Below are 24,307 nucleotides of genomic sequence, written 5' to 3'. Positions count from 1 at the left end.
TTTTTTGCTGAAAGGCAGGCATGACGGAAGAAAGGACTTATTGGTTGGAGTCGATCGCCCGGAACGCCATCGCGGTGTGCAGTGCCCCGCCGATGTCCGTCATCCCGGACACCGCGCAGCGGTGATCCGGGATCTGGTTGTCCTGCGCCGGAGATCCCGGCTCTGCGCTGCGCTCCGGCCGGGATGACGGGCAACGGAGGCGGCAGCCCTGAAGGTCCTTGCGCCCGCGGCGCCCCATCCAGAACCGCCTTATTTCCTGTGAGACGCCCTTGCCCTTCTGCGTGCGCTTCGTGGTGGATGGAAAAGTCAGGAAGCCATCTGGCGGGCGCGGCGGGCGTCCAGCTTGACGTAGAGCAGGCAGCCGGCGAACCAGGCGAGGCTGGCGGTGGTCATCAGCACACCGTAGAGCCGGGCGTCCGCCGCGGCGGCCAGCGTGATACCGAGGGTGATGTAGGCCAGCGCCAGCAGGCTGGACCAGGCGTGGGTGTAGCGGCGTCCGTGCAGCATGCCGCGCAGCGGGAACATCAGCGGCAGGACCAGCACGACCAGCGCCACGGCGATCGGAACGATCTCCGGCGGGTCGATCCAGGTTGTCCAGATCAGGATCACGCCGAGCAGGCCGAAGTAGGCGATCAGCGCCAGCGCGCGGGCCGCGAGGATCATGCGTCGTCTCCGGCCTGGAGCCGCAGGGCAATGCGGCCGACGCGTTCGCCCAGCGCGCCGGCAATGCGCTGCTCGTCGCGCGTGACCGGGTGTTCGCCCTGGCCCCCCGCGACGTGGCTGGCGCCATAGGGCGAGCCGCCGCTCGTGGTGGTGCTCAGTTCCGGCACGGTGTAGGGCACGCCCACCCACAGCATCCCCTGGTGGATCAGCGGCATGGCCATGGTCAGCAGGGTGGTTTCCTGCCCGCCATGCTGGGTAGCCGTGCTGGTGAACAGCCCGAACGGCCGATCCACCAGCCCGCCGCTGGCCCAGAGACCGCTGGTGCCATCAAGGAAGTGTTTCAGCGGCGCGGCCATGTTGCCGAAGCGGGTGGGCGACCCCATCACCAGCCCGGCGCATTCTTCGAGGTCGCGGGTCTCCGCGTAGGGCGGGCCGTCGGCGGGGACCGCCGGGGCGTCGCCGGCGATGTTGGTGCTCACCGGCGGGACGGTGCGCACGCGGGCGACCGCACCGGCGCGCTCCACGCCACTGGCCACGTGGCGGGCCAGTTCTGCCGTCGCCCCATAACGGCTGTAGTACAGCACGAGGATCTCGGGGGCGGCGCTCACGACAGGATCTCCAGGACCTGTTCCGGCGGGCGCCCGATACGGGCGTCGTCGCCGTGGACGAGGATGGGGCGCTCGATCAGTTTCGGGTGCTGGACCATGGTCTGGATCAGCGCTTCGTCGTCCATCTCGGCATCCTTCAGGCCCAGCTCGCGGTATTCCGCCTCGCCGGTGCGCAGAAGGTCGCGTGGCGCAATGCCGAGCTTGTCCACGATCGCGCGCAGGGTGGCCGCGTCCGGCGGGGTCTTCAGGTATTCGACGATCTGCGGTTCCACGCCCTGTTCGCGCAGCAGCGCCAGGGTCGCACGCGACTTGCTGCAGCGCGGGTTGTGGTACAGCGTAGGGGCATCGGACATGAATCCACTCCGGAGGACAACAAATGACGGAGACCAATGATAACCATGCCCGCCGCTGGCGTGTGAGCGGCCAGGTACAGGGCGTGTTCTTCCGCGCGTCCACCCGCGACGAGGCGAAACGCCTGCACCTGACCGGTTATGCCCGCAACGAACCGGACGGCAGCGTGGAGGTGCTGGCCGTGGGTCCGCGCAAGGCACTGGACGCGCTGGAGGAGTGGCTGGCGGACGGCCCGCGTATGGCGCGGGTGGACGCGGTGGAGGCCGAGGAGTTGCCGCCGCCCGAGCCGGCGCCGGGCGACTTCTCCACCGGTTGAGCCGATGGCGCGTCAGTAGCGCCGCAGCGGGCGGCCCGGTGGCGGAATGACCTGGACGAAGGCACGCACGTCGCGCAGCCGGTGTGGCCCGTCCGAACGAATGCGGGACTCGGTCCCCTGCATCCAGTCGCCGTCCCAGGCGACGCGTGCGGCCCCGGTGCGGGAATGGCGCGGCAGGTCGATCAGCAAGAGGCCGTCTTCATAGGCGACGTCGAGCTCGCTGCGATAGCGCTCGGCGTGGACCTCGATGCTGCGGGTCTCGCCACTGGCAAGGGAAAAGCTTGTCGGCTCCAGCGCCCGTTCGCGACCGCCGATGCGCAGGGTCCCGCCGCGCAGGCTGACGCGGATCAGGTCCCCCGGCAGTCCCGCATCGCCGCTGCGGAGCGCGGCGACCTGCGCTGCGCGTTCGGCCGCCAGCGCCGCCTCCTGCTCGGCCTCGGCCTGCAGGCGCGCCTCGCGCGCCTTCTGCACCGACTCCCAGGCGCGGATGGCCTCGACACGCTCGGCCTCGCCCATCGTGTCCCACTGTTCCTCGCTTACCCCGTAGATCCGCGGGCTGCAGGCGGCCAGAAGCAGCGCCATGAATGCGGCTGCCAAGGGGAACATTCGATGAAGGGTTTCGGCCATATCGGGTTCCGGTGCAGGGGCGCTGCCGCCAGTCTCTCCGTTCAGGCTGTATCGGGGCTGAACCGGGCTCAGAAGATCAGGTTGATCACGAGCAGCGAGACGACCATGAAGAGCACGGTCATCAGGGAGCCGGCGCGCAGGTAGTCGGCCACGCGGTAGCCGCCGGGGTCCATGATCAGGGCGTTGACCTGGTGGGTGGGCAGGATGAACGAGTTGGAGGCGGCGATCGCGACGATCAGTGCAAAGACCCGCGGATCGGCGTCGATGCCCATGCCCTGGGCGACGCTCGCGAAGCTGACCGCCAGCGGCACCAGCAGCACGGTGGCACCCACATTCGACATCACCAGCGTGAAGAAGGTGGTCAACAGGAAGACCGCGACCTGCAATACCCAGACCGGCATCCCCTCCAGCTGCTGCATGCCGTTGGTCGCGATCCACTCCCCGGCGCCGGAGTTCTCCACCGCAAGCCCCAGCGGGATCAGCGAGGCCAGCAGAAACACCGTCTTCCAGCTGATGCCGCGATAGGCCTCGTCCATGCTGATGACGCCGCTGAAAATCATCCCCAGTGCGCCGCCCAGCAGGGCCAGCGCCAGCGGCAGGTCGGTGAACAGCACGAGCCCCAGCCCCAGCGCGAGCGACCCGAGCGCAGCCAGCGGCCGGTGGGTCTTCGAGGCCTCCTGCTTGCGCCGCGGATAGCGGCTGGTCACCACCACGAAGTCGCGGTTGTCCTCCAGCGCCTGCAGGTGCTCCCATGGGGTATGCACCACCAGCGTGTCACCGGCCTTCAGCGGGGTGTCCGGGACCTCTTCGATGATCAGGTCGTCGCCGCGCTGGATGCGCAGGACCGAGATGCCGTAGGTGCGGCGCATGCCCTTGTCGCGCACGGTCTGTCCGATCAGTTCCGAGCCGGGCGGCACGATGACCTCGGCGATCCCGCCATGCCGGGCCGACAGCACGCGCGCAAACACATCCAGCTCGTCCTTGAGGACGGTCCCGGTACTGTCGCAGGTCTTCTCGATGGTGGTGACCGGTCCGAGGATGGCCAGGTGCGCCCCGCGCTTCAGTTCCACGTCGCGGTTGGGCTCGATGCGGGTCTCGTCATCGCTGGTCACGCCGACGACGTGTACGCCAAAGGCCGCCTCGAAGTCGCCCACCGTGCGTCCGGCCAGCGAGCTGTCCTCGCCCAGGCGCGCCTCGCGCACGCCGAAGTCCATGCCATAGACCTCGCGGAACCAGGCGGAGGTGGTTTGCACCCGGCTCTCGTCCGGGTCTTCCGTCTGCGGATCGCGAGCGGGCAGAACCCATTTCCCGAGCACCGCGAAGTACAGGATCAGGGTGGTCAGCAGGGCCAGCCCGATGGGCGTCACGTCGAAGAGGCCAAAGCCCTCGACATCCCCGGGTAGCAGGTCGTTGAGCAGGATCAACGGGCTGGAGGCGACCAGCGTGAGTGTGCCCCCGACGATCGCGGCAAAACCCATCGGCATCAGCAGGCGCGAGCGCGGGATGCGGGCGGCGGCACCAATGCGATTGATCACCGGCATGAACAGCGCGGCTGCGCCGATGTTCTGCATGAAGCTGGTCACGATGCCCACGGCGCCCGAGGTGGTCGCCATCACCCGGCGTTCCGTCTTCCCGCCAAACCGCAGGATCAGGTCCGCCAGGCGGTTCATCACTCCGGAGCGGTCCAGCCCCGTGCCGATGATCATCACCGCGATGATCGCGATGACCGCGTTCGAGGCAAAGCCGGAGAAGAGTGCCTCGCCCTCGACGATCGGCGCGACCCCCGGCACCAGCGCGACCATCCCCAGCAGGAACAGCACACTCAGCGCCGCGAGGTCGATCCGGATCACCTCGGTCACGAACAGCAGGATCGTCAGCCCCAGCAGGCCGAACACGATCCCCATCTCCAGCGTGAACGCTATGTGTTCCATTGCACCCGGCGCTTGCCGCGCGTGGCGGCGTTTCGGATCAGCACATCATGAACCGCAGACAAAGCGCGTGCCTCATCCCCGCAGCCGTTCGCGCAGGGTGTCGATCAGGTTGTCGAGCGGCAGGTGTTCGGCCTCGGGGGCGCGGCGGTCCTGGTATTCGAGTTCGCCGGCGTCCAGGCCGCGTTCGCCGATGACGATTCGGTGCGGGATGCCGATCAGCTCCATGTCGGCGAACATCACGCCGGGGCGCTGTCCGCGGTCGTCCAGCAGGACCTCGAAGCCGGCCGCCTGCAGATCGTCGTGGAGCTTTTCCGCCGCCTCGCGTACGCGCTGGGATTTCTTCGCGCCGATCGGGCACAGGGCGATGTCGAAGGGCGCGATGGCGGTGGGCCAGCAGATGCCGCGCTCGTCGGAGTTCTGCTCGATGGCCGCCGCCACGACGCGCGAGACACCGATGCCATAGCAGCCCATGGTCACGACCTGCTCGCGGCCGTCCTCGTCCAGCACTCGGGCGCCCAGGGCCTGGCTGTACTTGTCGCCCAGCTGGAAGATGTGGCCGACCTCGATGCCGCGACGGATCTCGATCGGACCGGAGCCATCGGGGGCTGGTTCGCCCTCGGTGATGTTGCGCAGGTCGGCGGTCTCCGGCTGCGGGAGGTCACGGCCCCAGTTCACGCCGGTCAGGTGATGGCCGTCTTCGTTGGCGCCGACCACGAAGTCGGCCATGCCCAGCATCGCCTGGTCGGCCAGCACCGGGATCGGGCTGCCCACCGGGCCCAGCGAGCCGGGGTCGGCGCCGAAGGCGGTACGGATCTCGGCCGCCTCGGCCATGCGCAGCGGCTCGGCGATCCAGGGGTGCTTCTCGGCCTTGACCGCGTTCAGTTCGTGGTCGCCACGTAGCACGATGGCGACCAGGTCGGTGTCGATCTCGTCGGAGGCCGCGACCACCAGGGTCTTCACCGTCTGCTCGGTCGGGATGTTCAGGAACTTTGCCAGCTCGTCGATGGTGTGTACGTCGGGCGTGGCGATCTTCGCCATCTCCGCGCCGGGTGCCGGGGCCGGGTCCGGCTTCGGGCAGGGGGCCAGTTCGACGTTGGCGGCGAAGCCGGCCGGGGAGAAGGCGATGGCGTCCTCGCCGGAGCTGGCGAGGACGTGGAATTCGTGCGACGCATTGCCGCCGATGGCGCCGGTGTCGGCCTCCACCGCGCGGAAGTCCAGCCCGCAGCGTTCGAAGATGCGGGTGTAGGCGGCGTGCATCTGGCGGTAGGTCTCGGCCAGCGAGTCGCCGTCGATGTGGAACGAGTAGGCGTCCTTCATCAGGAATTCCCGCGCGCGCATGATCCCGAAGCGCGGGCGGCGCTCGTCGCGGAACTTGGTCTGGATCTGGTAGTAGTTGATCGGCAGCTGGCGGTAGCTGCGGACCTCGCGGCGTACCAGGTCCGTGATGACCTCCTCGTGGGTCGGGCCGAAGCAGAAGTCCCGGTCGTGGCGGTCCTTCAGGCGCAGCAGCTCGGCGCCGTAGAAGTCCCAGCGGCCGGATTCCTGCCACAACTCGGCGGGCTGCACCGCCGGCATCAGCACCTCCAGCGCGCCGGCGCGGTTCATCTCCTCGCGCACGATGCCCTCGACCCGGCGCAGCACGCGCAGCCCCAGTGGCAGCCAGGTGTACAGCCCGGAGGCCAGCCGGCGGATGTAGCCGGCGCGCAGCATCAGCTGGTGGGAGACGATCTCGGCGTCGGCCGGGGTTTCCTTCAGGGTGTTCAGCGGGAATTGCGAGACGCGCATCGGGGGCAGTCCGTGGTTGATGGCTGGAAAGGGTTCAGAACGTGGTGCCGTTGGTGCCCCAGAAGTGGCGCGGGGCGTCGGCGAATTCGATGTACACGCGGGCGGGTTCGATACCCAGCTCTGCCTGCAGGGCGTCGCACAGCTTGCGCGACAGCTCGCGGGTCAGGCCCTCGGGCAGGCCGATGCTCTTGAGCTCGCAGTAGGCGAGCGCATCGGTACTGCCGCCAAAGCACATGGCCGGATTATGCGTGCAGGCCACCATCACGTAGCCCTCGGGCTTGCCCAGCCAGTCGGCGACCTCCGCGGACAGGCGCTGGCTGAGGCCGGTAGCATCGTCCGGCAGGGCGGTATTGGTCTCGACTCGCAGCAGCGGCATGGCGTCCTCCAGATCTTGTGTGGTTCCCGGATCGGTCGCCATGATACGGGGAGCGCGGGTGCGCTGCAGCGTCCCGGCGAGTCGCCGGGGTGGGTGAAACCCTTGTCAGGGTGGCTATACTCGCAGCGAGGGAGCGGACCGGTCGCGGGCGGATGCGCCCGGATTGCGTTCGGCATCAGGAAATAATAAATTAGAAAAAGCTAATATATGGGGCCGGGACGAGTGCGAGACGGCCCATCCCCGGCGACCTCACCAAGCAAGGAAAGACCCCATGACACGAACCCGGATGCGCCACACCCTGTGGGCCCTGCTGCTGTTGCCGTTTGCGGCCCAGGCGGAGCTACCGTTCGACACGGCCACCGCGGAACGCCAGACGATTGCCCAGGAACGTATCCTGGATGGCCGCGTCGAGGCGGTGCAGCGGTCCACGATCTCCGCCCAGACCTCCGGGCGCGTCCGCGAGCTCTACGTGGACGTGGATGACTTCGTCGAGGTCGACGAGCTCCTGGTGCGGGTCAGCGATACCGAGCAGCAGGCCCGTGTAAGCCAGGCGGAGGGGGATCTGGCCGACGCCCGCGCCCGCTTCAACGAGGCGCGTTCGGAGTTCGCCCGGATTGAGGATGTGTTCGAGCGGGGGGTGGTCTCGCGCTCCGAGTTCGACCGCGCCGAGGCCGCGCTGGGGTCGGCGCGTGCCCGCCTGCGCTCGGCCGAAGGCCGGGTCGAGGAGGCCCGCGAGCAGCTCGGCTACACCGAGGTGTATGCGCCGTATTCCGGGATCGTCACCGAGCGTCATGTCGAGGTCGGCGAGTCGGTCAGCCCGGGCTCACCGCTGTTGTCCGGGATCAGCCTGGATCAGTTGCGCGTTGCCGTGGATGTGCCGCAGCGCTTGATCCACAACGTGCGCGAGCGGCGCAGTGCCGAGGTCCTGCTGAACGGGGACCGGGTGGCGGCCGAGAGTCTGACTATCTTCCCCTATGCCGATCCGGCCAGCTCCACCTTCCGGATTCGCGTGAACCTGCCGGAGCAGCAGGATCTCGGCCTGTTCCCCGGCATGTTCGTGAAGACCGCTTTCGTGGTGGAGGACGTTGAACGCCTGCTGGTGCCGGTGGAGGCCGTGGTCTATCGCAGCGAGGTTATCGCCGTGTACGTCGTCGATGAGGACGATCGGGTCGCGTTCCGCCAGGTGCGGGTCGGGCGCCAGCATGACGGCATGATCGAGATCCTCGGCGGTCTGGACGACGATGAACGCGTGGCGCTGGATCCGGTGCATGCGCAGATCTATCTGAAGGAACATCAGCAGGTGAACCGATGAGCGATGCCGGCACGGAGGGGGCGTCCGAGCGCATGGGGATCTCCGGGCGCATTGCCAAGGCCTTCCTGACTACCCAGATCACCCCGCTGCTGGCCCTGATCGGTCTGCTGCTGGGGTTGTTCGCGATCCTGGTCACGCCGCGCGAGGAAGAGCCGCAGATCAACGTGACCATGGCCGATGTGTTCATCCCGTTCCCGGGGGCGAGCGCGCAGGAGGTGGCCCAGCTGGTGGCCACGCCGGCCGAACAGGTGCTCTCGGAGATCGAGGGCATCGACGACATCTATTCCGTCTCGCGCCCGAACATGGCGCAGATCACCATCCAGTTCGAGGTCGGCGAGGATCGCACCGCGGCCCTGGTGCGCCTGTACAACCAGGTGTTCTCCAACCAGGACTGGCTGCCGCCGGGTCTGGGGGTCGGCGAGCCGATCATCAAGCCGATGGGGATCGACGATGTGCCGATCGTCAACGTGACCCTGTGGACCGAGGACCCCGAGCGCGGCGGGCACGACCTGCTGCGCGTGGCGCACGGCATCGAGGCCGAGCTCAAGCGCGTACCGGGCACCCGCGACATCTACACCGTCGGTGGGCCCGATCACGTGGTGCATGTGCGCTTCAAGCCGGAGACCCTGGCGGCCCACAACCTGTCGGTGGACGACCTGCGCGACAGCCTGCAGGCCTCGAACTTCTCGCGTGACGCCGGGCAGCTGTACCACGACGACGAGGAAATCCTGGTCCAGGCCGGCGACTTTATTACCGAACCCGAGGCCTTCGCCAGCCTGGTGGTCGGGATGCACGAGGATCGCCCGGTCTACCTCTCGGATGTTGCCGAGGTGGTACAGGGTCCGGCCTATGCCACCGAACACGTGCGCTTTGCCCATGGCGCGGCCGCGGGGGATCGCGCGCGCCTGGGCGAGAGCCATCCGGCGGTCACGGTGGCCATTGCCAAACAGCCGGGGACCAACGCCCCGGATATCGCCGATGCCCTGGTCGAGCGGCTGGAGCAGTTGCGCGGGACCTACATCCCGGACGGCATCGAGACGACCATTACCCGCAATTACGGACAGACCGCGGACGACAAGGCCAACACGCTGATCCAGAAGCTGATTCTGGCAACCGCCTCGGTCGTCATCCTGGTGTGGATCGCGCTTGGCTGGCGCGAGGCGTTTATCGTTGGCGTGGCGGTGGTGATCACCCTGGCGATCACGCTGTTCGCCTCCTGGGCCTACGGCTTCACGCTCAACCGCGTGTCGCTGTTCGCGCTGATCTTCTCCATCGGGATACTGGTGGATGACGCCATCGTCGTGGTCGAGAACATCCACCGGCACATGGCCAAGGGCGGCAAGAAGTTCATCGAGGCGATTCCGCTCGCGGTGGACGAGGTGGGCGGACCGACGATTCTCGCGACCTTTGCGGTGATCGCCGCGCTGCTGCCGATGGCCTTCGTGACCGGGCTGATGGGCCCGTACATGAGTCCGATTCCGATCAACGCCTCGATGGGGATGATCATCTCGCTGGCGGTGGCCTACGTGGTCACGCCCTGGCTGACCTACAAGGTCCTGCGCCGCCAGGCCGAGAAGCATGAACATGCCGCGCCGGCCAGTGGTGGTCATGGCGCGGAGGGCGAGAGCGCCTCGGCCGGGCTGATGAAGATCTTCAACACCCTGCTGCTGCCCTTCCTTGGTACTGGCGGACGCAAGAAGACCGCTCGCCTCGCGCTGTGGTTGGGCACCCTGGTGCTGATCCTGGCCTCGGTGTCGCTGGCGTACTTCCAGCTGGTGGTCATGAAGATGCTGCCGTTCGACGACAAGTCGGAGTTCCAGGTGGTACTGGACATGCCGGAAGGCACCAGCCTGGAGCGCACCTCCCGCGTGCTGGCGGAGATGGGCGACTACCTGAAGACGGTCCCCGAGGTGCACAACGTGCAGACCTACGCGGGCACCGCGGCGCCGATCAACTTCAACGGCCTGGTGCGTCAGTACTACCTGCGCGAGGGTTCGCACGTCGGCGACATTCAGGTGAACCTGGTCGGCTCGTACGAGCGCGATCGCAAGAGCCACGCGGTGGCCCTGGGCGTGCGCGAGGCGATCAACGCGATCGCCGATCGGCATGGCGCGGCGGTCAAGGTGGTCGAGGTTCCACCGGGTCCGCCGGTGATGTCGCCGATCGTCGCCGAGATCTACGGCCCGGACTATGACGGCCAGATCGAGATCGCCCGGCAGGTGCGCGAGCGCTTCGAGAACACCGGCGACATCACCGACATCGATGATTCGGTCGAGTATCCGGGGCAGAAGAAGATTCTGCAGGTCGACCGCGAACGGGCCGCGCGCCTGGGGGTGTCACAGCAGGCGGTGGTGCAGGCGATCTCGACCTCGCTGTCGGGCGAGGACGTGACGTATCTCTACGGCTCCAACGTGAAATATGCGGTCCCCGTGCGGCTGGAGTTCGATCAGGCCGAGAAGGGCAGCCTGGACCCGGTGCTCGGGCTCAAGGTGCGCTCGCGCGACGGCACGCTGGTGCCGCTGTCCGAGGTCGTCAACGTGGTCGACTCGAGTCTCGAGCACTCCATCCACCACAAGAACCTGCTGCCGGTGGTCTACGTGATGGGTGATCTGGCCGGTGGGCTGGACAGCCCGCTGTACGGCATGTTCGACATGTTCTTCGGCCTGCGCGACCAGCCCATGGCCTACGACGAGCCGCTGGAGCAGCTGTTCATCAGTCAGCCGGACAACCCCTACAACTTCTCGCTGAAGTGGGACGGCGAGTGGCAGGTGACCTACGAGACCTTCCGCGACATGGGGATCGCCTACTCGGTGGGGCTGCTCCTGATCTATCTGCTGGTGGTGGCGCAGTTCCGCTCGTACATGGTGCCGCTGATCATCATGGCGCCGATCCCGCTGACCGTAATCGGGGTGATGCCGGGGCATGCCTTCATGGATGCCTTCTTCATGGACGCCAAGTTCACCGCAACCTCGATGATCGGGATGATCGCGCTGGCCGGGATCATCGTGCGCAACTCCATCCTGCTGGTGGACTTCATCAACGAGGAGATTCGCCGCGGCGTGGATGTGATCGAGGCGGTGGTGCACGCCGGCGCGGTGCGCGCCAAGCCAATCGTGCTGACCGGCCTGGCGGCGATGGTCGGGGCCGGGTTTATTCTCGACGACCCGATCTTCTCCGGCCTGGCGATCTCGCTGATCTTCGGCGTGTTCGTCTCCACGCTGCTGACGCTGGTGATCATCCCGGTGCTGTACTACCTGTACGTGCGCACCCGGATCGACCTGATCCGCGCCCAGGCGGCGTAAGCCATACCTGTCATTGCGCGGAGCCCTCGGCTCCTCGCAATGACGTGGCCGGAGTCCGGCGTTTTCGCAGCCGGTGTGCGAGCGGCTACAATCGACCCCATTCAACCGAACAGGAGTCGCTCGATGGATGTCGAGATGGGAGAGAACGGGCTGAATGTCCTCGGAATCAGCCGTGAGCAGTGCGCCACCCTGGTCGAGGTGCTGAAAGCCAGCGAGGACCAGCGCTTCATGGAGGACCCCGAACTGCGCAAGCTGTTCAAGCTGCTGGCCGTACTGCAGAGCGATCTGTGGGACGACATGACCGCCGGGGAATTCGACTTTACCCCCTACAAGAAACAGTAGCGTTCACTGGCGTCGTTCAAGGCGCCTGTACCGGAGCCGTCCATGCCCGACAATGATTCCCGCCGGCCGTCCAATTTCGTGATCGGCAATATCTTCCTTGGTGCTGCCGCCATCATGCTGTTTTTCTTCGTGACGCTCTGGGAGGTCCTCGGGGTGTTCGCGCTGCTCATGTGGATGGGTCTGGCCGCCATCGGGGTCTACTTCATCGTGAAGGACAAGGACATCAATCCGGGCGGTCCCCCGAACTGATCCGTTGCATTCGTTACAACCGACGGCCGTGAAGCCGGCCCCGGCATCGCCGGGGCTGGCACGGTTGCGGGGCGAGTTTCTCGAATCCCTGGCACAGCGGGTCGCGGAACTGGAGCGGCTGTCCCGGGCCCTCGACGGTTCGGCGCAGGATGGCGACCGGCTGACCACGCTGTACCGCGAGGCCCAGGCCCTGGCGCAGGCCCGCGTGCAGCCGCTGGGCGGCTGCACGGCCCGATCGCGGGTACGGCTGATCGACGACGGTGGCGAGGTCGGTCACGAATGATGCGACAGACGGCGGCCTCGAGCCGTATCTGACGGGCGTTGGTCTGGGCGTGGCCACCGCGTCGGACCCGGAGGCGCTCCGGCGGCAGCTGGAGGACACCCGAGTGGACGTGGTGGTCCTCGATCTGCAGAGGCTGGCCGAGCCGGTGGAATCCTTTGTCGCGCTGCTGCGAACCCGGGATACCGGGAGTGTGGTCCCGTCGCTGCTGTTGACCGAGGATCCGGGCCGGGTCAACCACCTGATGACCCTGCACCCGGGGGTCGCCGGAGTGTTCCTGAAGCCGGTGGAACCGGCCCGTGTTGCGGCGGCGCTCACCGCGCGGGCGCGCCAGATGCGCCAGATTGACGGGGTCAGCCAGTCCTATCGCGATGCGCTGTACGAGCGCGAGCACGTGGCGGTCAACGAGCACTCCCTGGTCAGCATCGCCGATGTCGCCGGCAACATCATCTACGCCAACGAGCGGTTCTCGCGGGTGAGCGGCTACGCCGTGTCCGAGCTGATGGGGCGCAACCACCGCATCCTGAAGTCCGGGCAACATCCGCCGGAGTTCTACGCCGACTTGTGGGAGACCATTGCCGCCGGCCAGATCTGGCGGGGCGAGGTGTGCAACCGGGCGCGCAGTGGATCGCTGTACTGGGTGGAGACCACCATACGTCCCGTATCTCGGAAGCAACGGTCGTCCCTACCAGTACGTGTCGATTCGCACCGAGATCACCCACGTGAAGCATCAGGAGCACCGCCTGCGCTCGAGCCAGATCTTCGCCAACATGGGAACTGGGAGTGGGCGCCGAACCGCGAGGCGCTGGGCTGGTCGGAGCGCATCCCGCCGCTTCTGGGCTGTCCCGAGGGCGGGCTGGAGCCGACGGTCTCCAATTTCTTGGACGCCGTGCATCCCGATGATCGCGCCCGGGTACGCACCGCCATCGCCAGCAGTCTACGCCGCGGTTCCTACCTCGAGCTGGAACACCGGGTGATCTGGCCGGACGGGTCGGAACACTGGCTGCTGGAACGCGGCGACGTGGTGCGCGGCCAGGACGGCGAGATCCTGTACATGCTGGGCGTGATGCAGGACATCACCAAGCGCAAGAATTCCGAGCTGGCGCTGTCCGACCTGTCCACCCGCCTGCTGGAGTCGCAACGGCTCGCGCGTATCGGCAACTGGGAGATGGATGCGCTGGATGGACGTATCACCTGGTCCCGGGTGCTCCGCGAGATCTTCGAGCTGGATGCCGAAGACGCGCCGCTCGAACGCGACGACTACCTGAACCTGGTGCACCCGGAGGACCGCTATCAGGTCGAGAGCTTTCTGGCTGGCGTCGGCGAGAGTCGGCACCACGAGATCAACCACCGGGTGGAGCTGCCCGGCGGACGCATCCGCTTTGTCCACATGATCGCGAGCGGACGCTTCGATAGCGACGGCCGATTGACGCACGTCGGCGGAAGCTTGCAGGACATCACCGAGCTGCACCAGGCGCAGGAACACCTGGCGTTGTTCCAGCGCATCTTCGAAGCCTCCGAACAGGGGATCGAGGTGGTGGATCGCGAAGGCCGCTTCGTCTACGTCAATCTGGCTGCTCTGGAGATGCTGGGCTACCGTTCGGAGGAGTTGCTGGGCCGGGATTTCCACGAGGTGGGGATCATCCCGGCGGAGAACAAAAAGGAGGAGCAAGAGATCGACCAGGTGCTGGCCGAGGGCGGGGCCTGGACGGGCAAGCTGCCCCAGCGCTGTGCCAACGGGGCCGTGTTTATTACGGCCAGCACTATCGGCGTGGTGCGCGATGCCCGCGGGGAGCCGCAATACGGCTTCAACATCTTCAGTGATTTTACCGACGAATTGCGCCGTCGCTCGGAGCTCCATCGGGCCCGCGAGACGGCCGAGGCGGCCAACCGCGCCAAATCCGACTTCCTTTCCAACATGAGCCACGAACTGCGCACGCCGATGAATGCCGTTCTCGGCTTTGCCCAGTTGCTGGAGAGCGATCCGGCGCTGGATGGACACCAGCGTGGCCACCTGGAGGAGATCACGCGCGCGGGCCGGCACCTGCTGGACCTGATCAACGAGATCCTGGATCTTGCCCGAATCGAGGCCGGTCGCATGCGGGTCGAGCCGGAACCGGTGGCGCCGGGGCCCGTCCTGGAGGAGTGTCTGTCCCTGCTGGAGCCCATGGCACGCGAGTGTCGCGTGGAGCTTGAGCCGGACGCCCTGCCGACCGTGATGCTGCAGGCCGATCCGCGGCGGCTAAAGCAGGTGCTCCTGAACCTGCTCTCCAATGCGATCAAGTACAACCGGCCCGGCGAAAGTGTGCGTGTGAGTGGCGAGGTGGGGGAGGCCGATGTGCGGATCGCTGTACGTGACAGCGGGTCGGGCCTGACCGAGGAACAGTGCCGGCGGTTGTTCCAGCCGTTCGAACGGCTGGCGGCGGAGGAGCAAGGGGTCGAGGGCAGCGGTGTCGGGCTTGCGGTTACCCGCAATCTGGTGGACCTGATGGGGGGCGAGATCGGGGTCGACAGCGTGCCGGGGGAGGGCAGTACCTTCTGGTTCCGTCTGCCCCGGGCCCGTGACCGGATGCCGTCCGGCACCGGGGACGATGCGGCACTGCCCGGCGGCTCCGGCGCGCCGGGCAGTGCCGCGTGCTCTGCATTGAGGACCACGATGCCAACCAGCGTCTGATGCGCGAGATGCTCAAACAGCAGGGCGCGGCCGACTGCCGCATGGCGGAATCGACCGCCGAGGGACTCGACATGGCCCTGCGGGATCCGCCCGAGCTGATCCTGCTGGACCTGAACCTGCCGGTGATGGATGGGTTTCAGGTGCTGCGCGCGTTGCGGGCCGAGCCGGAGCTGGCCGCGATCCCGGTGATTGCGGTGACCGCCGATGCAACGGATGCCACGCGCCAGCGGGCCGAACAGGCCGGTTTCAACGACCTGTTGACCAAGCCGATCGGTGCGAATGACCTCCTGCGGGCGCTGGATCACTGCCGCGCGAGTCGCCCGGACGGCTGACCCCGCGAGGGGGTGCGTCGCGCACGCCTTCGTCGCGCACGCCGTCCTACAGGAAGAGGAAGCCGACGATTGCCACCGCCGCGATCACCGCGACGGCATCCGCGGTCAGCGCGGCGGCCAGGGTGTGGCGCACGCGCTTGATGCCGATGGCGCCGAAGTACACGGCGAGCACGTAGAAGGTGGTCTCGGTCGAGCCCTGCAGGGTCGAGACCAGGATGCCGACATGCGTGTCCGGCCCGGTGGTCGGATCCTGCATGATGCCGGCCATGATGCCGTAGGCGCCGGAGCCGGACAGCGGGCGCAGCAGCGCCATCGGCAGCGCCTCGGCCGGCAAGCCGAACGGTGTGGTCAACGGCCCGACTAGCCCGACAAACATCCCCAGTGCCCCGCTCTCGCGCAGCATGCCCACCGCGACCAGGATTGCGACCAGGTAGGGGATGATGCGCAGCGCGACATTGAAGCCCTCCTTGGCGCCCTCGACGAATACCTCGTAGACCGGCACGCCGCGGATCACGCCGTAGGACAGGAAACCGACCACCAGCCCCGGGATGATCCACGGCGCGATCGCCTGGCCGTAGAGGATGGTCAGCGGGATGATGCCCAGCACTGCGGCGAGCACGGTCAGCGAGACCCAGGCGGGGTAACCCTCGGTGGGGACCTCGATGTTCATCGGTTGCTGGTTGGCCGTGTCCGCTGTCGGGTCGGCGTCCTGGGTGGGCTCGGCGGTCGCCTCCCGGCCGGCCTCGCGCATTGTGTCGTCCAGCTCGCTCGCGCCATCCGCGGACGTCTGGCCCGGATCAATGCTGCGAGTCGCCGGTGGTGGCAGGAAGTAGCGCTGCAGGATCAGCGCGCTGGCGATGCCGGCCATGGTCGCGAACAGGGTCGCGAACAGCGTGGTCGGCAGGATCGCGGCCGGGGCCTCGGAACCCAGCGAGGCGCGCAGGGCGATCACGCCGGTGGGCAGCAGCGTGATGCTGGAGGTGTTGATCGCCAGGAACAGCGCCATCGCGTTGGTCGCGGTGCCCGGGTGCGGGTTGAGCTTCTCCAGCTCCTGCATCGCGCGGATGCCGAACGGCGTGGCGGCGTTGCCAAGACCCAGGATGTTCGCGGAGAAATTCAGAATCATCGCGCCCATCGCCGGGTGTTCGGGCGGCACCGACGGGAACAGGCGCACCATCAGTGGCCGCAGCAGCCGCGCCAGCACGGTCAGCAGGCCACCGGCCTCGGCGATCTTCATCAGGCCCAGGAACAGGGCCATCACCCCGACCAGCCCCAGGGCCAGCTCCACCGCGGAACCGGCGGCCTCGATCGCGCCCTCGGACAGGGCCTGCATCGGTTGCTCGTCGGGATCGGTGGAGCGGATCTCGCGGATCGCGGCCGTCGCCACGGCGATCACGATCAGGGCGAGAAAGATCAGGTTCATGTGCCGCAGTGTGCCACGGTCAGCGGTTTTCCCCGCGTGATACACCGCGCAGCACGGCATCCATCCCGCGGGCTGGCAGCAGCCACTTGAGGAAGGCGAACAGGCGGGTGGGGAAGGTCACGTGGTAGCGCACCCGCGGGCGGCGGGCCTCCAGGGCGTGCACGACACAGCGCGCGACGGCCTCGGGCCCCAGCGTGAACGGGGCATCGGCCTCGGCGTTCGCCATGCGGGCCTCGGCGGCGCGGTAGGTCTCCTGCCAGGGGCCGTGTTCGCGCTGGACGTGGTAGCGAAAGGCCTTCAGCGCGTTGGCGCGGAACGCGCTGCGGATCGGCCCCGGCTCGATCAGGGCGACATGGATGCCGGTGCCGTGGAGTTCCTGGCGCAGGGTGTCGCTCATGCCCTCGATCGCGAATTTGGAGGTCACGTAGGCCCCGCGCAGGCGCAGGGCGACCAGGCCCAGGACCGAGCTGTTCTGGATGATGCGGCCTTCGCCGGCGCGGCGCATGGCGGGCAGGACGGCGTTGGTCAGTTCCAGCCAGCCGAGCACGTTGGTCTCCAGCTGCGCGCGCAGGGTGGCGCGGTTCAGATCCTCCACCGCACCGGGCTGGCCGTAGGCACCGTTGTTGAACAGGGCGTAGAGGTGGCCATCGGTCCGGTGCAGGATCTCGGTGACCGCGCTGTGGATGCTGGCGGAGTCGTCCAGATCCAGCTGCAAGGCCTCGAAGCCGTCCTTCTTCAGTCGGGCGACATCCTCGCCGCGCCGCGCCGTGGCAAACACGCGGTAGCCGCGATCGCGCAGTACGCGTGCGGTACAGGCCCCGATGCCACTGGAGCAGCCGGTGATCAGCACGGCACGGGAAGAGGTCTCGCTCACCGCGGCGCGCTCAGTAGGTCAGGGTGGCGACGCCGTCCTCGACGACCTCGCCGATGAAGGCACCGCCGCCGCGCATCCCGTCCAGTTCCGGCACTGCGTTGTCCAGCGTCAGGCCGTTCTCGCTCATCGCTCCGGCGCAGGCGTAGAAGGCGCAGCCGGCCTCGTGGGCGTCCTGCATGAAGCTGTAGACAGACTTCTCCCTGGCCTCGCCGGGGTAGATGGTCTCCGCCACGCCCTGACGCAGCAGGCGTGTGGTGCCGGCGGCGAAGTAGATCTCCACCTCGAGATCCATTGCGGCGGCGACGGTGGCCTGGAAGAAGGGCGCCCCCAGTGTGCCAGGGCGGTCCAGGTCCAGGTTCAGCAGCATGATCACGATCTTTTCGGCCATGACAGGTCCTTGCGCGGTCGTATCGTCGAGTTGGGGGTGAATGATCCGCGCTGCGGCCGCCCGGCGCAAACCCCAGCGCGGATTGGCCGGGCAGCATCAAGAGACGCCCCCGGTGGCGGCGGATATCGGCTGCATGGCCCTGAACGGCTCCCGCCTTGTCGTCATCCCGGACGCGTTCGAGCCGTACCCACCGCCGTCATTCCGGACACATTCGCGTCGTCCCCCCTGCCGTCATCCCGGACACCGCGTAGCGGTGATCCGGGATCTCCCCGGTCGGGAAGGGGCTGACGCTGGAGATCCCGGCCTACGCTGCGCTTCGGTCGGGATGACGTCGAGGGGGGCAGGAGAGCGGGCTGCCCATGCTTGCCGGAGAAATACCGTTCTGGATTATGAAAACGGATTGTCGGAAGCGAAGGCCTTTCATTCCCCGAAAACGGCCGCATAATACGCCTCAACCCGTGTTTTCGCGGATGCATTCCGAGGATTCCAGTCATGCCCATTTACGAATACCAGTGCAAGGATTGCGGCGAGGTCTCCGAGATCCTGCAGAAGATCTCCGATCCGCCGGCCACCATTTGCCCGGAGTGTGGTGCCGAGGCCCTGACCAAGCAGGTGTCCGCGGCCGGCTTCCGTCTGGCCGGCGGCGGCTGGTACGAGACCGACTTCAAGAAGGAGGGCAAGCGCAACCTGAAAGAGGGCAGCAGCTCGGCCACCAGCTCCAGCGGCAGTAGCTCAACGAAGTCGGACGCCTCCGGAAAGTCCGCATCTTCCGGTAGCGCCAAGACCGGTACCGCCGCGACCGGCACCTGATCAATGCTGGTCTCCCTGCGCCGCTATCTGATTGCAGGGCTGCTGGTCTGGCTGCCGCTGATCGTCACCGGCTTCATTATCAAGCTGCTGGTCGACCTGCTGGATTTCACCATCCTCCTTCTGCCGCCGCCCTGGCGGCCGGAGGCGATTCTCGGCTTCTCCATCCCGGGTGCCGGCATCGTGCTGGCGGTGGTGGTGGTGTTCGTGACCGGGGTGGTGGTGGCCAATATCGTTGGGCGCAAGCTGGTGTCGGTGGGCGAATCGATCGTCCGCCGCATCCCGCTGGTCAGTTCGATCTACGGTGCCGTCAAACAGGTCACCGAGACCGTGCTGTCCGATGGCGGGCAGGCGTTTCGCAAGGTGATGTTGATCGAGTATCCGCGCCGCGGCCTGTGGTCCGTGGGGTTCATGACCGGTGTCGCCGTCGGCGAGGTGCAGGACCGCACCGAGCGTGACGTCATCACCGTTTTCGTCCCGACCACGCCCAATCCCACCTCCGGCTTCGTGATCATGGTCCCGCGCGAGGAAGCCATCGAACTGGACATGACGGTGGAGGATGGTCTCAAGTTCGTGATGTCCATGGGGGTCGTGACACCGATGAGAAGCCCTGAAGAAGCGCCGGCGCCGGTTGCGCAGGGGCAGGGCAAATCGTAAGATTTCCGGCCTTTTCGCGGGTGCGAACGCCATGTTCGTCCCGTTTTCCCGACTCACCGTGCAGGCCCCTGGCGGGCGTGCCCTTCGGCTGGAACAGCGCAATGCGAACTCATCTGTGTGGACGTGTCACCGAGAACGAACTCGACTCGGAGGTGACCCTTTGCGGCTGGGTGAACCGCCGACGGGACCACGGGGGGGTGATCTTCGTGGACCTGCGCGACCATGCGGGCCTGGTCCAGGTGGTGTTTGACCCTGACCGCGAGGAGGTCTTCGCGCGCGCCGAGCAGCTGCGTACCGAGTACGTGATCCGCATGACCGGCCGCGTGCGCCGGCGCCCCGAGGGCACCGAGAATCCGGACCTGCCCACCGGGGCGGTCGAGATCCTCGGGCTCGAGCTGGAGGTCCTGAACGCCGCCAAGACCCCGCCGTTCCCGCTGGACGACGAAGACGTCGGCGAAGACACCCGCCTGCGCTACCGCTACATGGATCTGCGCCGCCCGTTGATGCAGCAGCGCCTGCGCCTGCGCGCGCAGGTCTCCGCGGCCATGCGCCGCTTCCTCGAGGAGCGCGAGTTCCTCGACCTCGAGACCCCGATGCTGACCAAGGCCACACCGGAAGGCGCGCGTGACTACCTGGTGCCCAGCCGCACGCATCCGGGCAGCTTCTTTGCCCTGCCGCAGTCGCCGCAGCTGTTCAAGCAGTTGCTGATGATGTCCGGCATGGATCGTTACTACCAGATCACCCGCTGCTTCCGTGACGAGGACCTGCGCGCCGACCGCCAGCCGGAGTTCACCCAGCTGGATATGGAGATGGCGTTCGTCGACGAGGCGGACGTGATGGAGGTGACCGAGGGCCTGATCCGCCACCTGTTCCGCGAGGTCCAGGGCGTGGAGCTGCCGGATCCGTTCCCGCGCATGGCCTATGCCGAGGCGATGGCCCGCTTTGGCTCCGACAAGCCGGATCTGCGCATCCCGCTGGAGTTCACCGAGCTGACCGAGGTGATGCAGGCGGTGGAGTTCAAGGTCTTCAACGGCCCGGCGAACGACCCGGAGGGTCGCGTGGCCGCCCTGCGCGTCCCGGGCGGTGCCAAGCTCACGCGCAAGGAGATCGACGTCTACACCGAGTACGTCGGCCGCTACGGCGCGAAGGGCCTGGCCTACATCAAGGTCAACGACCCGGCCGATCTCGCGGGCGGGTTGCAGTCGCCCATCCTCAAGTTCCTGCCGGAGGACGTGACCCGGCAGATCCTGGAGAAGACCGCGGCCGCCGCCGGCGACCTGATCTTCTTTGGCGCGGACAAGGCCTCGGTGGTCAACGAGGCGATCGGCGCCCTGCGCGTGAAGATCGGCCACGACCTGGAGCTGGTCGAGGCAGGCTGGCAGCCGCTGTGGGTGGTCGACTTCCCGATGTTCGAGTACGACGACCAGGACAAGCGTCTGTACGCCCTGCATCACCCGTTCACCGCCCCGGCGGTGGATAGCCCCGATGCGCTGCGCGCCAACCCGCGCGAGGCGCTGTCCCGCGCCTACGACATGGTGCTCAACGGCACCGAGGTCGGTGGCGGCTCGATCCGTATCCATAACCCCGAGATGCAGCAGGCCGCGTTCGAGGCCCTGGGCATCGGTGAGGAAGAGGCGCGCGAGAAGTTCGGCTTCCTGCTGGATGCCCTGAACTTCGGCGCCCCGCCGCACGGCGGCCTGGCCTTTGGCCTCGACCGCCTGGTGATGCTGATGAGCGGTGCCCACTCGATCCGCGACGTGATGGCCTTCCCCAAGACCCAGACCGCCGCCTGCCTGCTGACCGACGCTCCGGCCCCGGTCGGCGAGAAGCAGCTGCGCGAGCTGGGTATCCGTCTGCGTCCCAGCGCCACGCAACAGGCCGAGTAACCGCTTGTCCGGCCGAGCGCCATGACCGGCATGCGCAGTAGTGTGGTCATGGTCCATGGCTGGCACATGCCGGGCCTGGAGATGGCCCTGCTGGGCCGCCGTCTGCGCGCGGCCGGCCACGAGGTTCACGGGTTCCGCTATGCCTCGCGCCGGCAAACGCCGGAGCAGGCCGCGCGAGACTTGGCTGCGTTTCTCGAGGATGTCCCCGGCGACCTCGTGCACCTGGTTGCCCATAGCCTGGGCGGCGTGATCGTGCGCCACCTGTTCGAGGTCGCGCCGGTGCAGCGCCCCGGTCGCATCGTGATGCTGGGCTCGCCGCTACAGGGCAGCCGTGTGGCGGCGCGTCTGGCGCAGAACCGCCTTGGTCGTTGGTGGCTAGGCGCGGCGCTGGATCGCGGCCTGCTCGGCGGCAGCCCCGTCCTGCGCGGTCGCGACGTCGGCATGATCGCCGGCAGCAAGCCGTTCGGGCCGGGGCCCTGGGTCGCGCCGCTACCGGATCCGCACGATGGCACGGTCGCGGTGGACGAGACTCGCGGCCCGGAGGTCTCGCGCCACCTCACCATGCCGGTCTCCCACTTCGGCATGCTGGTCAACCGTCTCCTGGTCCAGGAGACCCTCCATTTCCTGGAAACGGGCGAGTTCCTCCCTTAACCCCAGCCGGCCCGCCCCCACCGCCGCCCCCGTCATTGCGAGGAGCAGAGCGACGAAGCAATCTTTGAAAGCTGGCAATGCGTCCTCTACCCGACGGCGGTGGTTCCGGGTGGAGATTACTCGCTTCGCTCGCCCTTCGGGCCGGCCTGCGGCCGTTCAACGCAGCTTCGCTGCTTTTGTGCTTCGTCGCTCTGCTCCTCGCGATGACGGGGGAGGGAAGAGGCGGTGTGGGTGAGTGCTGCGCCGGCATCCGTGATTACCGCCGCGCCAGCGATTAGACTGTGCGGGTCCTGCGGCTCGGTGGAATCCCGGGGCCGCTGCAACCGAACCCAATCCAAGGAGTCGTGACCGAATGGCAGGCCACAGCAAGTGGGCGAACATCCAGCATCGCAAGAATGCCCAGGACGCCAAGCGCGGCAAACTCTTCACCAAGCTGATCCGCGAGATCACCGTGGCTGCGCGCCAGGGCGGCTCGGACCCGGAGACCAACCCGCGGCTGCGCCTGGCGATCGACAAGGCGCTGGGCGCCAACATGACCCGCGACACCATCGAGCGTGCCGCCAAGCGCGGCGCGGGCGAGAGCGACGGCGACAACGTCGAGGAGATCCGCTACGAGGGCTACGGTCCGGGCGGCGCGGCCATCCTGGTCGACTGCATGACCGACAACCGCAACCGCACGGTCGCCGAGGTGCGCCACGCCTTCTCCAAGATGGGCGGCAACCTGGGTACCGACGGCTCGGTGGCCTATCTGTTCCAGAACAAGGGCGTGATCCGCTTCGCCCCCGGGCTGGACGACGAGGTGGTGATGGAGGCCGCGCTGGAGGGCGGGGCCGAAGACGTCCAGGTCGAGGATGACGGTTCCATCGAGGTCATCACCGAACCCGATACCTATCAGGACGTCCGCGCGGCGCTGGCGGAACGCGAACTCCAGCCGGAGGATGCCGAGGTCACCTGGCGCCCGGAGACGCTCGCGCCACTGGACGCGGAGACCGCCGAGTCGATCCTCAAGCTGCTCGACATGCTCGACGACCTGGATGACGTGCAGAACGTCTTCACCAATGCCGACTTCCCCGACGAGGTCAGCGGTGACTGATCCGGCCGCCACGTGACCGGCGTGCGCATCCTCGGGATCGACCCCGGTTCCCGGATCACCGGCTTCGCGGTCGTCGAGTATGATCGCAGCCGCGGCCGCTCCTGCGGGCACGGTGTGATCCGGCCCAAGGCCAAGGGCTTCCCCGAGCGCCTGGGCGAGATCTTTGCCGGCGTGGTCGAGGTGATCGATGAACTGAAGCCCGACGTGCTGGCCATCGAATCGGTGTTCGTCGCGCGCAATGCCCAGTCCGCGATCAAGCTGGGACATGCCCGGGGCGCGGCCATCTGCGCCGCCACCCAGGCCGGCCTTGCGGTACACGAATACGCCCCGCGTGCGATCAAGCTGGCCGTGGTCGGCATCGGCGGGGCGGACAAGGAACAGGTCCAGCACATGATGCAGCAACTGTTACGCCTGGCCGAACCGGCCAGCAGCGATGCCGCCGACGCCCTGGCCGTCGCGCTTTGCCACGCTCACACCCAGCAGCACGAGGCGCGTCTGGCGGCCGCCACCTCCGGCTCGATCGGGGGTCGCCCATGATCGCCCGGCTGGAAGGCCGGCTGATCAGCCGCGAGGTTAACGGCGTCGTGATCGACGCCGGCGGGGTTGGTTATGAGGTTGACGTCCCTTTGTCCACGCTGGCGGCCCTGCCGGAGCCGGGCGAGACCGTCGTGCTGGCCACCCATCTGGTCGTGCGCGAGGATGCCCACCAGCTGTTCGGTTTCCTGAACAAGCGCGATCGCGACCTGTTCCGGCGTCTGATCCGTGTGAACGGAATCGGCGCGAAGCTGGCGCTCGCCATGCTTTCTACCTACGCCGGCGACGAGCTGGCGGGCCTGATCAGCGGCGGCGATGTCACCGGCCTGGCCAAGGTGCCGGGTATCGGCAAGCGTACCGCCGAGCGCATCGTGCTGGAACTGGGCGAACGCCTTGCCGAGATGGGCTTTGTCGGCGCGCCCGCCGGGGGAGCGGGCGGCAGCGAACCGACGCCCGCCGCCGCGATGGAAGCCGAGGCCCTGGCCGCGCTGGAGTCGTTGGGCTATCAACGCGCCAGCGCCGAGAAGATGGTCGCCGCCGTCCGCGACCAGGCGGACTCGGTGGAGACCCTGGTACGCCTGGCCCTCCGCGCAACCGTCAAGCGCTAACGCGCGCTCCGCTGCGGGGCCTAATCGTCTCCGGTGGGTTTCGGTCCGGTCCTGAGGCTGGCCCTGGTTCGTCCTTCGGTGTTTACGTGCCCTCGGTCCGCCGCCTGCCATGCGCTCTCTCGCGAGCGCACCGCGAGGTACTTTCTTGCTTGCCCAAGAAAGTACCCAAAGAAGGGCACCCGGATTTCGCCCGGGAACCTCGCTCCGGACGCGCTGGGCCGGCGGCGCTGAACTCGCT

22 protein-coding genes and 1 pseudogene are annotated in these 24,307 nt (G+C 67.5%); 13 read left to right on the top strand and 10 right to left on the bottom strand.

Annotated elements, in window-relative coordinates:
- Positions 1-306 precede the first annotated feature (306 nt).
- Genes G315_RS0105090 through arsC form a run of 3 tightly spaced genes read right to left on the bottom strand, consistent with a single transcriptional unit; the run spans position 307 to position 1,624 of the window.
- Positions 307-663, bottom strand: a complete 357-nt coding sequence (locus tag G315_RS0105090; protein ID WP_018143910.1) for a DUF2069 domain-containing protein — start codon at positions 661-663, stop codon at positions 307-309.
- Positions 660-1,271, bottom strand: a complete 612-nt coding sequence (wrbA, locus tag G315_RS0105085; RefSeq protein ID WP_018143909.1) for an NAD(P)H:quinone oxidoreductase — start codon at positions 1,269-1,271, stop codon at positions 660-662. The genes G315_RS0105090 and wrbA overlap by 4 nt, the downstream gene beginning before the upstream one ends.
- A complete protein-coding gene (gene arsC, locus G315_RS0105080) occupies positions 1,268-1,624 on the bottom strand; it encodes an arsenate reductase (glutaredoxin) (RefSeq protein ID WP_018143908.1) in 357 nt (118 codons plus the stop codon). The genes wrbA and arsC overlap by 4 nt, the downstream gene beginning before the upstream one ends.
- A gap of 23 nt (positions 1,625-1,647) precedes the next feature.
- On the opposite strand from arsC, the gene G315_RS0105075 reads away from it, so the two are divergent.
- On the top strand, positions 1,648-1,938 hold the full coding sequence (locus G315_RS0105075) for an acylphosphatase (RefSeq protein ID WP_019612041.1): 291 nt from the start codon (positions 1,648-1,650) through the stop codon (positions 1,936-1,938).
- Between the two features lie 12 nt (positions 1,939-1,950).
- Here the strand turns inward: G315_RS0105075 and G315_RS0105070 are convergent, their stop codons facing one another.
- The 4 genes from G315_RS0105070 to G315_RS0105055 form a co-directional block, all read right to left on the bottom strand.
- A complete protein-coding gene (locus G315_RS0105070) occupies positions 1,951-2,565 on the bottom strand; it encodes a hypothetical protein (RefSeq protein ID WP_019612040.1) in 615 nt (204 codons plus the stop codon).
- A 68-nt stretch (positions 2,566-2,633) separates the two neighbouring features.
- Positions 2,634-4,496, bottom strand: coding sequence for an SLC13 family permease (locus G315_RS0105065; protein ID WP_026338822.1), 1,863 nt, complete (start codon positions 4,494-4,496; stop codon positions 2,634-2,636).
- 72 nt (positions 4,497-4,568) lie between these two features.
- Positions 4,569-6,281 carry a proline--tRNA ligase gene (locus G315_RS0105060; protein WP_018143904.1) on the bottom strand — a complete coding sequence of 571 codons (1,713 nt, stop codon included), beginning with the start codon at positions 6,279-6,281 and terminating at the stop codon, positions 4,569-4,571.
- A gap of 34 nt (positions 6,282-6,315) precedes the next feature.
- Positions 6,316-6,657, bottom strand: coding sequence for a phenylpyruvate tautomerase MIF-related protein (locus G315_RS0105055; RefSeq protein WP_018143903.1), 342 nt, complete (start codon positions 6,655-6,657; stop codon positions 6,316-6,318).
- A gap of 286 nt (positions 6,658-6,943) precedes the next feature.
- On the opposite strand from G315_RS0105055, the gene G315_RS0105050 reads away from it, so the two are divergent.
- The 5 genes and pseudogenes from G315_RS0105050 (at position 6,944) to G315_RS13745 (ending at position 15,148) form a co-directional block, all read left to right on the top strand.
- Positions 6,944-7,969 carry an efflux RND transporter periplasmic adaptor subunit gene (locus G315_RS0105050; protein ID WP_018143902.1) on the top strand — a complete coding sequence of 342 codons (1,026 nt, stop codon included), beginning with the start codon at positions 6,944-6,946 and terminating at the stop codon, positions 7,967-7,969.
- Complete coding sequence (locus G315_RS0105045; RefSeq protein ID WP_019612038.1) at positions 7,966-11,271, top strand: efflux RND transporter permease subunit; 3,306 nt, start codon at positions 7,966-7,968, stop codon at positions 11,269-11,271. The genes G315_RS0105050 and G315_RS0105045 overlap by 4 nt, the downstream gene beginning before the upstream one ends.
- Before the next feature lie 123 nt (positions 11,272-11,394).
- Positions 11,395-11,613: a hypothetical protein gene (locus G315_RS0105040; RefSeq protein ID WP_018143900.1), complete on the top strand. Its 219-nt coding sequence runs from the start codon at positions 11,395-11,397 to the stop codon at positions 11,611-11,613.
- Positions 11,614-11,655: 42 nt separating this feature from the next.
- A complete protein-coding gene (locus G315_RS0105035) occupies positions 11,656-11,862 on the top strand; it encodes a hypothetical protein (protein WP_018143899.1) in 207 nt (68 codons plus the stop codon).
- 28 nt (positions 11,863-11,890) lie between these two features.
- Positions 11,891-15,148: pseudogene (locus G315_RS13745) on the top strand (PAS domain-containing protein).
- A gap of 46 nt (positions 15,149-15,194) precedes the next feature.
- Here G315_RS13745 and G315_RS0105025 read toward each other — a convergent pair.
- From G315_RS0105025 to G315_RS0105015, 3 genes are read right to left on the bottom strand one after another with little or no spacing between them, the layout of a single operon-like run.
- On the bottom strand, positions 15,195-16,571 hold the full coding sequence (locus tag G315_RS0105025; protein WP_018143895.1) for a nucleoside recognition domain-containing protein: 1,377 nt from the start codon (positions 16,569-16,571) through the stop codon (positions 15,195-15,197).
- A 19-nt stretch (positions 16,572-16,590) separates the two neighbouring features.
- Positions 16,591-17,445 (bottom strand): SDR family NAD(P)-dependent oxidoreductase, encoded by an 855-nt coding sequence (locus G315_RS0105020; protein WP_019612037.1) that lies wholly within the window; start codon positions 17,443-17,445, stop codon positions 16,591-16,593.
- 10 nt (positions 17,446-17,455) lie between these two features.
- Positions 17,456-17,833, bottom strand: coding sequence for a DsrE family protein (locus tag G315_RS0105015; RefSeq protein ID WP_018143893.1), 378 nt, complete (start codon positions 17,831-17,833; stop codon positions 17,456-17,458).
- A gap of 492 nt (positions 17,834-18,325) precedes the next feature.
- Here G315_RS0105015 and G315_RS0105010 point away from each other — a divergent pair, with 492 nt between their 5' ends.
- The 7 genes from G315_RS0105010 (at position 18,326) to ruvA (ending at position 24,069) form a co-directional block, all read left to right on the top strand.
- Positions 18,326-18,643: an FmdB family zinc ribbon protein gene (locus G315_RS0105010; protein WP_019612036.1), complete on the top strand. Its 318-nt coding sequence runs from the start codon at positions 18,326-18,328 to the stop codon at positions 18,641-18,643.
- Positions 18,644-18,646: 3 nt separating this feature from the next.
- On the top strand, positions 18,647-19,297 hold the full coding sequence (locus G315_RS0105005) for a DUF502 domain-containing protein (RefSeq protein ID WP_018168499.1): 651 nt from the start codon (positions 18,647-18,649) through the stop codon (positions 19,295-19,297).
- Positions 19,298-19,398: 101 nt separating this feature from the next.
- Positions 19,399-21,183 carry an aspartate--tRNA ligase gene (gene aspS / locus G315_RS0105000; protein ID WP_019612035.1) on the top strand — a complete coding sequence of 595 codons (1,785 nt, stop codon included), beginning with the start codon at positions 19,399-19,401 and terminating at the stop codon, positions 21,181-21,183.
- Between the two features lie 21 nt (positions 21,184-21,204).
- Positions 21,205-21,834, top strand: a complete 630-nt coding sequence (locus tag G315_RS0104995) for a triacylglycerol lipase (RefSeq protein ID WP_019612034.1) — start codon at positions 21,205-21,207, stop codon at positions 21,832-21,834.
- A gap of 352 nt (positions 21,835-22,186) precedes the next feature.
- Positions 22,187-22,927, top strand: coding sequence for a YebC/PmpR family DNA-binding transcriptional regulator (locus tag G315_RS0104990; RefSeq protein ID WP_018143888.1), 741 nt, complete (start codon positions 22,187-22,189; stop codon positions 22,925-22,927).
- 21 nt (positions 22,928-22,948) lie between these two features.
- A complete protein-coding gene (gene ruvC, locus G315_RS0104985; RefSeq protein WP_026181986.1) occupies positions 22,949-23,464 on the top strand; it encodes a crossover junction endodeoxyribonuclease RuvC in 516 nt (171 codons plus the stop codon).
- Positions 23,461-24,069 carry a Holliday junction branch migration protein RuvA gene (gene ruvA / locus G315_RS0104980; protein WP_018168502.1) on the top strand — a complete coding sequence of 203 codons (609 nt, stop codon included), beginning with the start codon at positions 23,461-23,463 and terminating at the stop codon, positions 24,067-24,069. The genes ruvC and ruvA overlap by 4 nt, the downstream gene beginning before the upstream one ends.
- Positions 24,070-24,307: the final 238 nt, after the last annotated feature.

This window comes from Thioalkalivibrio sp. AKL7 (assembly GCF_000381705.1).
Taxonomy (GTDB): Bacteria; Pseudomonadota; Gammaproteobacteria; order Ectothiorhodospirales; family Ectothiorhodospiraceae; genus Thioalkalivibrio; species Thioalkalivibrio versutus.
Note: the sequence above shows the minus strand (reverse complement) of the source record. Positions and strands in the feature narration are given on the sequence as shown.

Bases quoted from the DNA above. Each gene is read 5' to 3' on its own strand.
- G315_RS0105090 (WP_018143910.1), bottom strand. From the start codon at position 663: ATGATCCTCGCGGCCCGCGCGCTGGCGCTGATCGCCTACTTCGGCCTG.
- arsC (WP_018143908.1), bottom strand. From the start codon at position 1,624: ATGTCCGATGCCCCTACGCTGTACCACAACCCGCGCTGCAGCAAGTCG.
- G315_RS0105075 (WP_019612041.1), top strand. From the start codon at position 1,648: ATGACGGAGACCAATGATAACCATGCCCGCCGCTGGCGTGTGAGCGGC.
- G315_RS0105070 (WP_019612040.1), bottom strand. From the start codon at position 2,565: ATGGCCGAAACCCTTCATCGAATGTTCCCCTTGGCAGCCGCATTCATG.
- G315_RS0105065 (WP_026338822.1), bottom strand. From the start codon at position 4,496: ATGGAACACATAGCGTTCACGCTGGAGATGGGGATCGTGTTCGGCCTG.
- G315_RS0105060 (WP_018143904.1), bottom strand. From the start codon at position 6,281: ATGCGCGTCTCGCAATTCCCGCTGAACACCCTGAAGGAAACCCCGGCC.
- G315_RS0105055 (WP_018143903.1), bottom strand. From the start codon at position 6,657: ATGCCGCTGCTGCGAGTCGAGACCAATACCGCCCTGCCGGACGATGCT.
- G315_RS0105050 (WP_018143902.1), top strand. From the start codon at position 6,944: ATGCGCCACACCCTGTGGGCCCTGCTGCTGTTGCCGTTTGCGGCCCAG.
- G315_RS0105045 (WP_019612038.1), top strand. From the start codon at position 7,966: ATGAGCGATGCCGGCACGGAGGGGGCGTCCGAGCGCATGGGGATCTCC.
- G315_RS0105040 (WP_018143900.1), top strand. From the start codon at position 11,395: ATGGATGTCGAGATGGGAGAGAACGGGCTGAATGTCCTCGGAATCAGC.
- G315_RS0105035 (WP_018143899.1), top strand. From the start codon at position 11,656: ATGCCCGACAATGATTCCCGCCGGCCGTCCAATTTCGTGATCGGCAAT.
- G315_RS0105025 (WP_018143895.1), bottom strand. From the start codon at position 16,571: ATGAACCTGATCTTTCTCGCCCTGATCGTGATCGCCGTGGCGACGGCC.
- G315_RS0105015 (WP_018143893.1), bottom strand. From the start codon at position 17,833: ATGGCCGAAAAGATCGTGATCATGCTGCTGAACCTGGACCTGGACCGC.
- G315_RS0105010 (WP_019612036.1), top strand. From the start codon at position 18,326: ATGCCCATTTACGAATACCAGTGCAAGGATTGCGGCGAGGTCTCCGAG.
- G315_RS0105005 (WP_018168499.1), top strand. From the start codon at position 18,647: ATGCTGGTCTCCCTGCGCCGCTATCTGATTGCAGGGCTGCTGGTCTGG.
- aspS (WP_019612035.1), top strand. From the start codon at position 19,399: ATGCGAACTCATCTGTGTGGACGTGTCACCGAGAACGAACTCGACTCG.
- G315_RS0104995 (WP_019612034.1), top strand. From the start codon at position 21,205: ATGACCGGCATGCGCAGTAGTGTGGTCATGGTCCATGGCTGGCACATG.
- G315_RS0104990 (WP_018143888.1), top strand. From the start codon at position 22,187: ATGGCAGGCCACAGCAAGTGGGCGAACATCCAGCATCGCAAGAATGCC.
- ruvA (WP_018168502.1), top strand. From the start codon at position 23,461: ATGATCGCCCGGCTGGAAGGCCGGCTGATCAGCCGCGAGGTTAACGGC.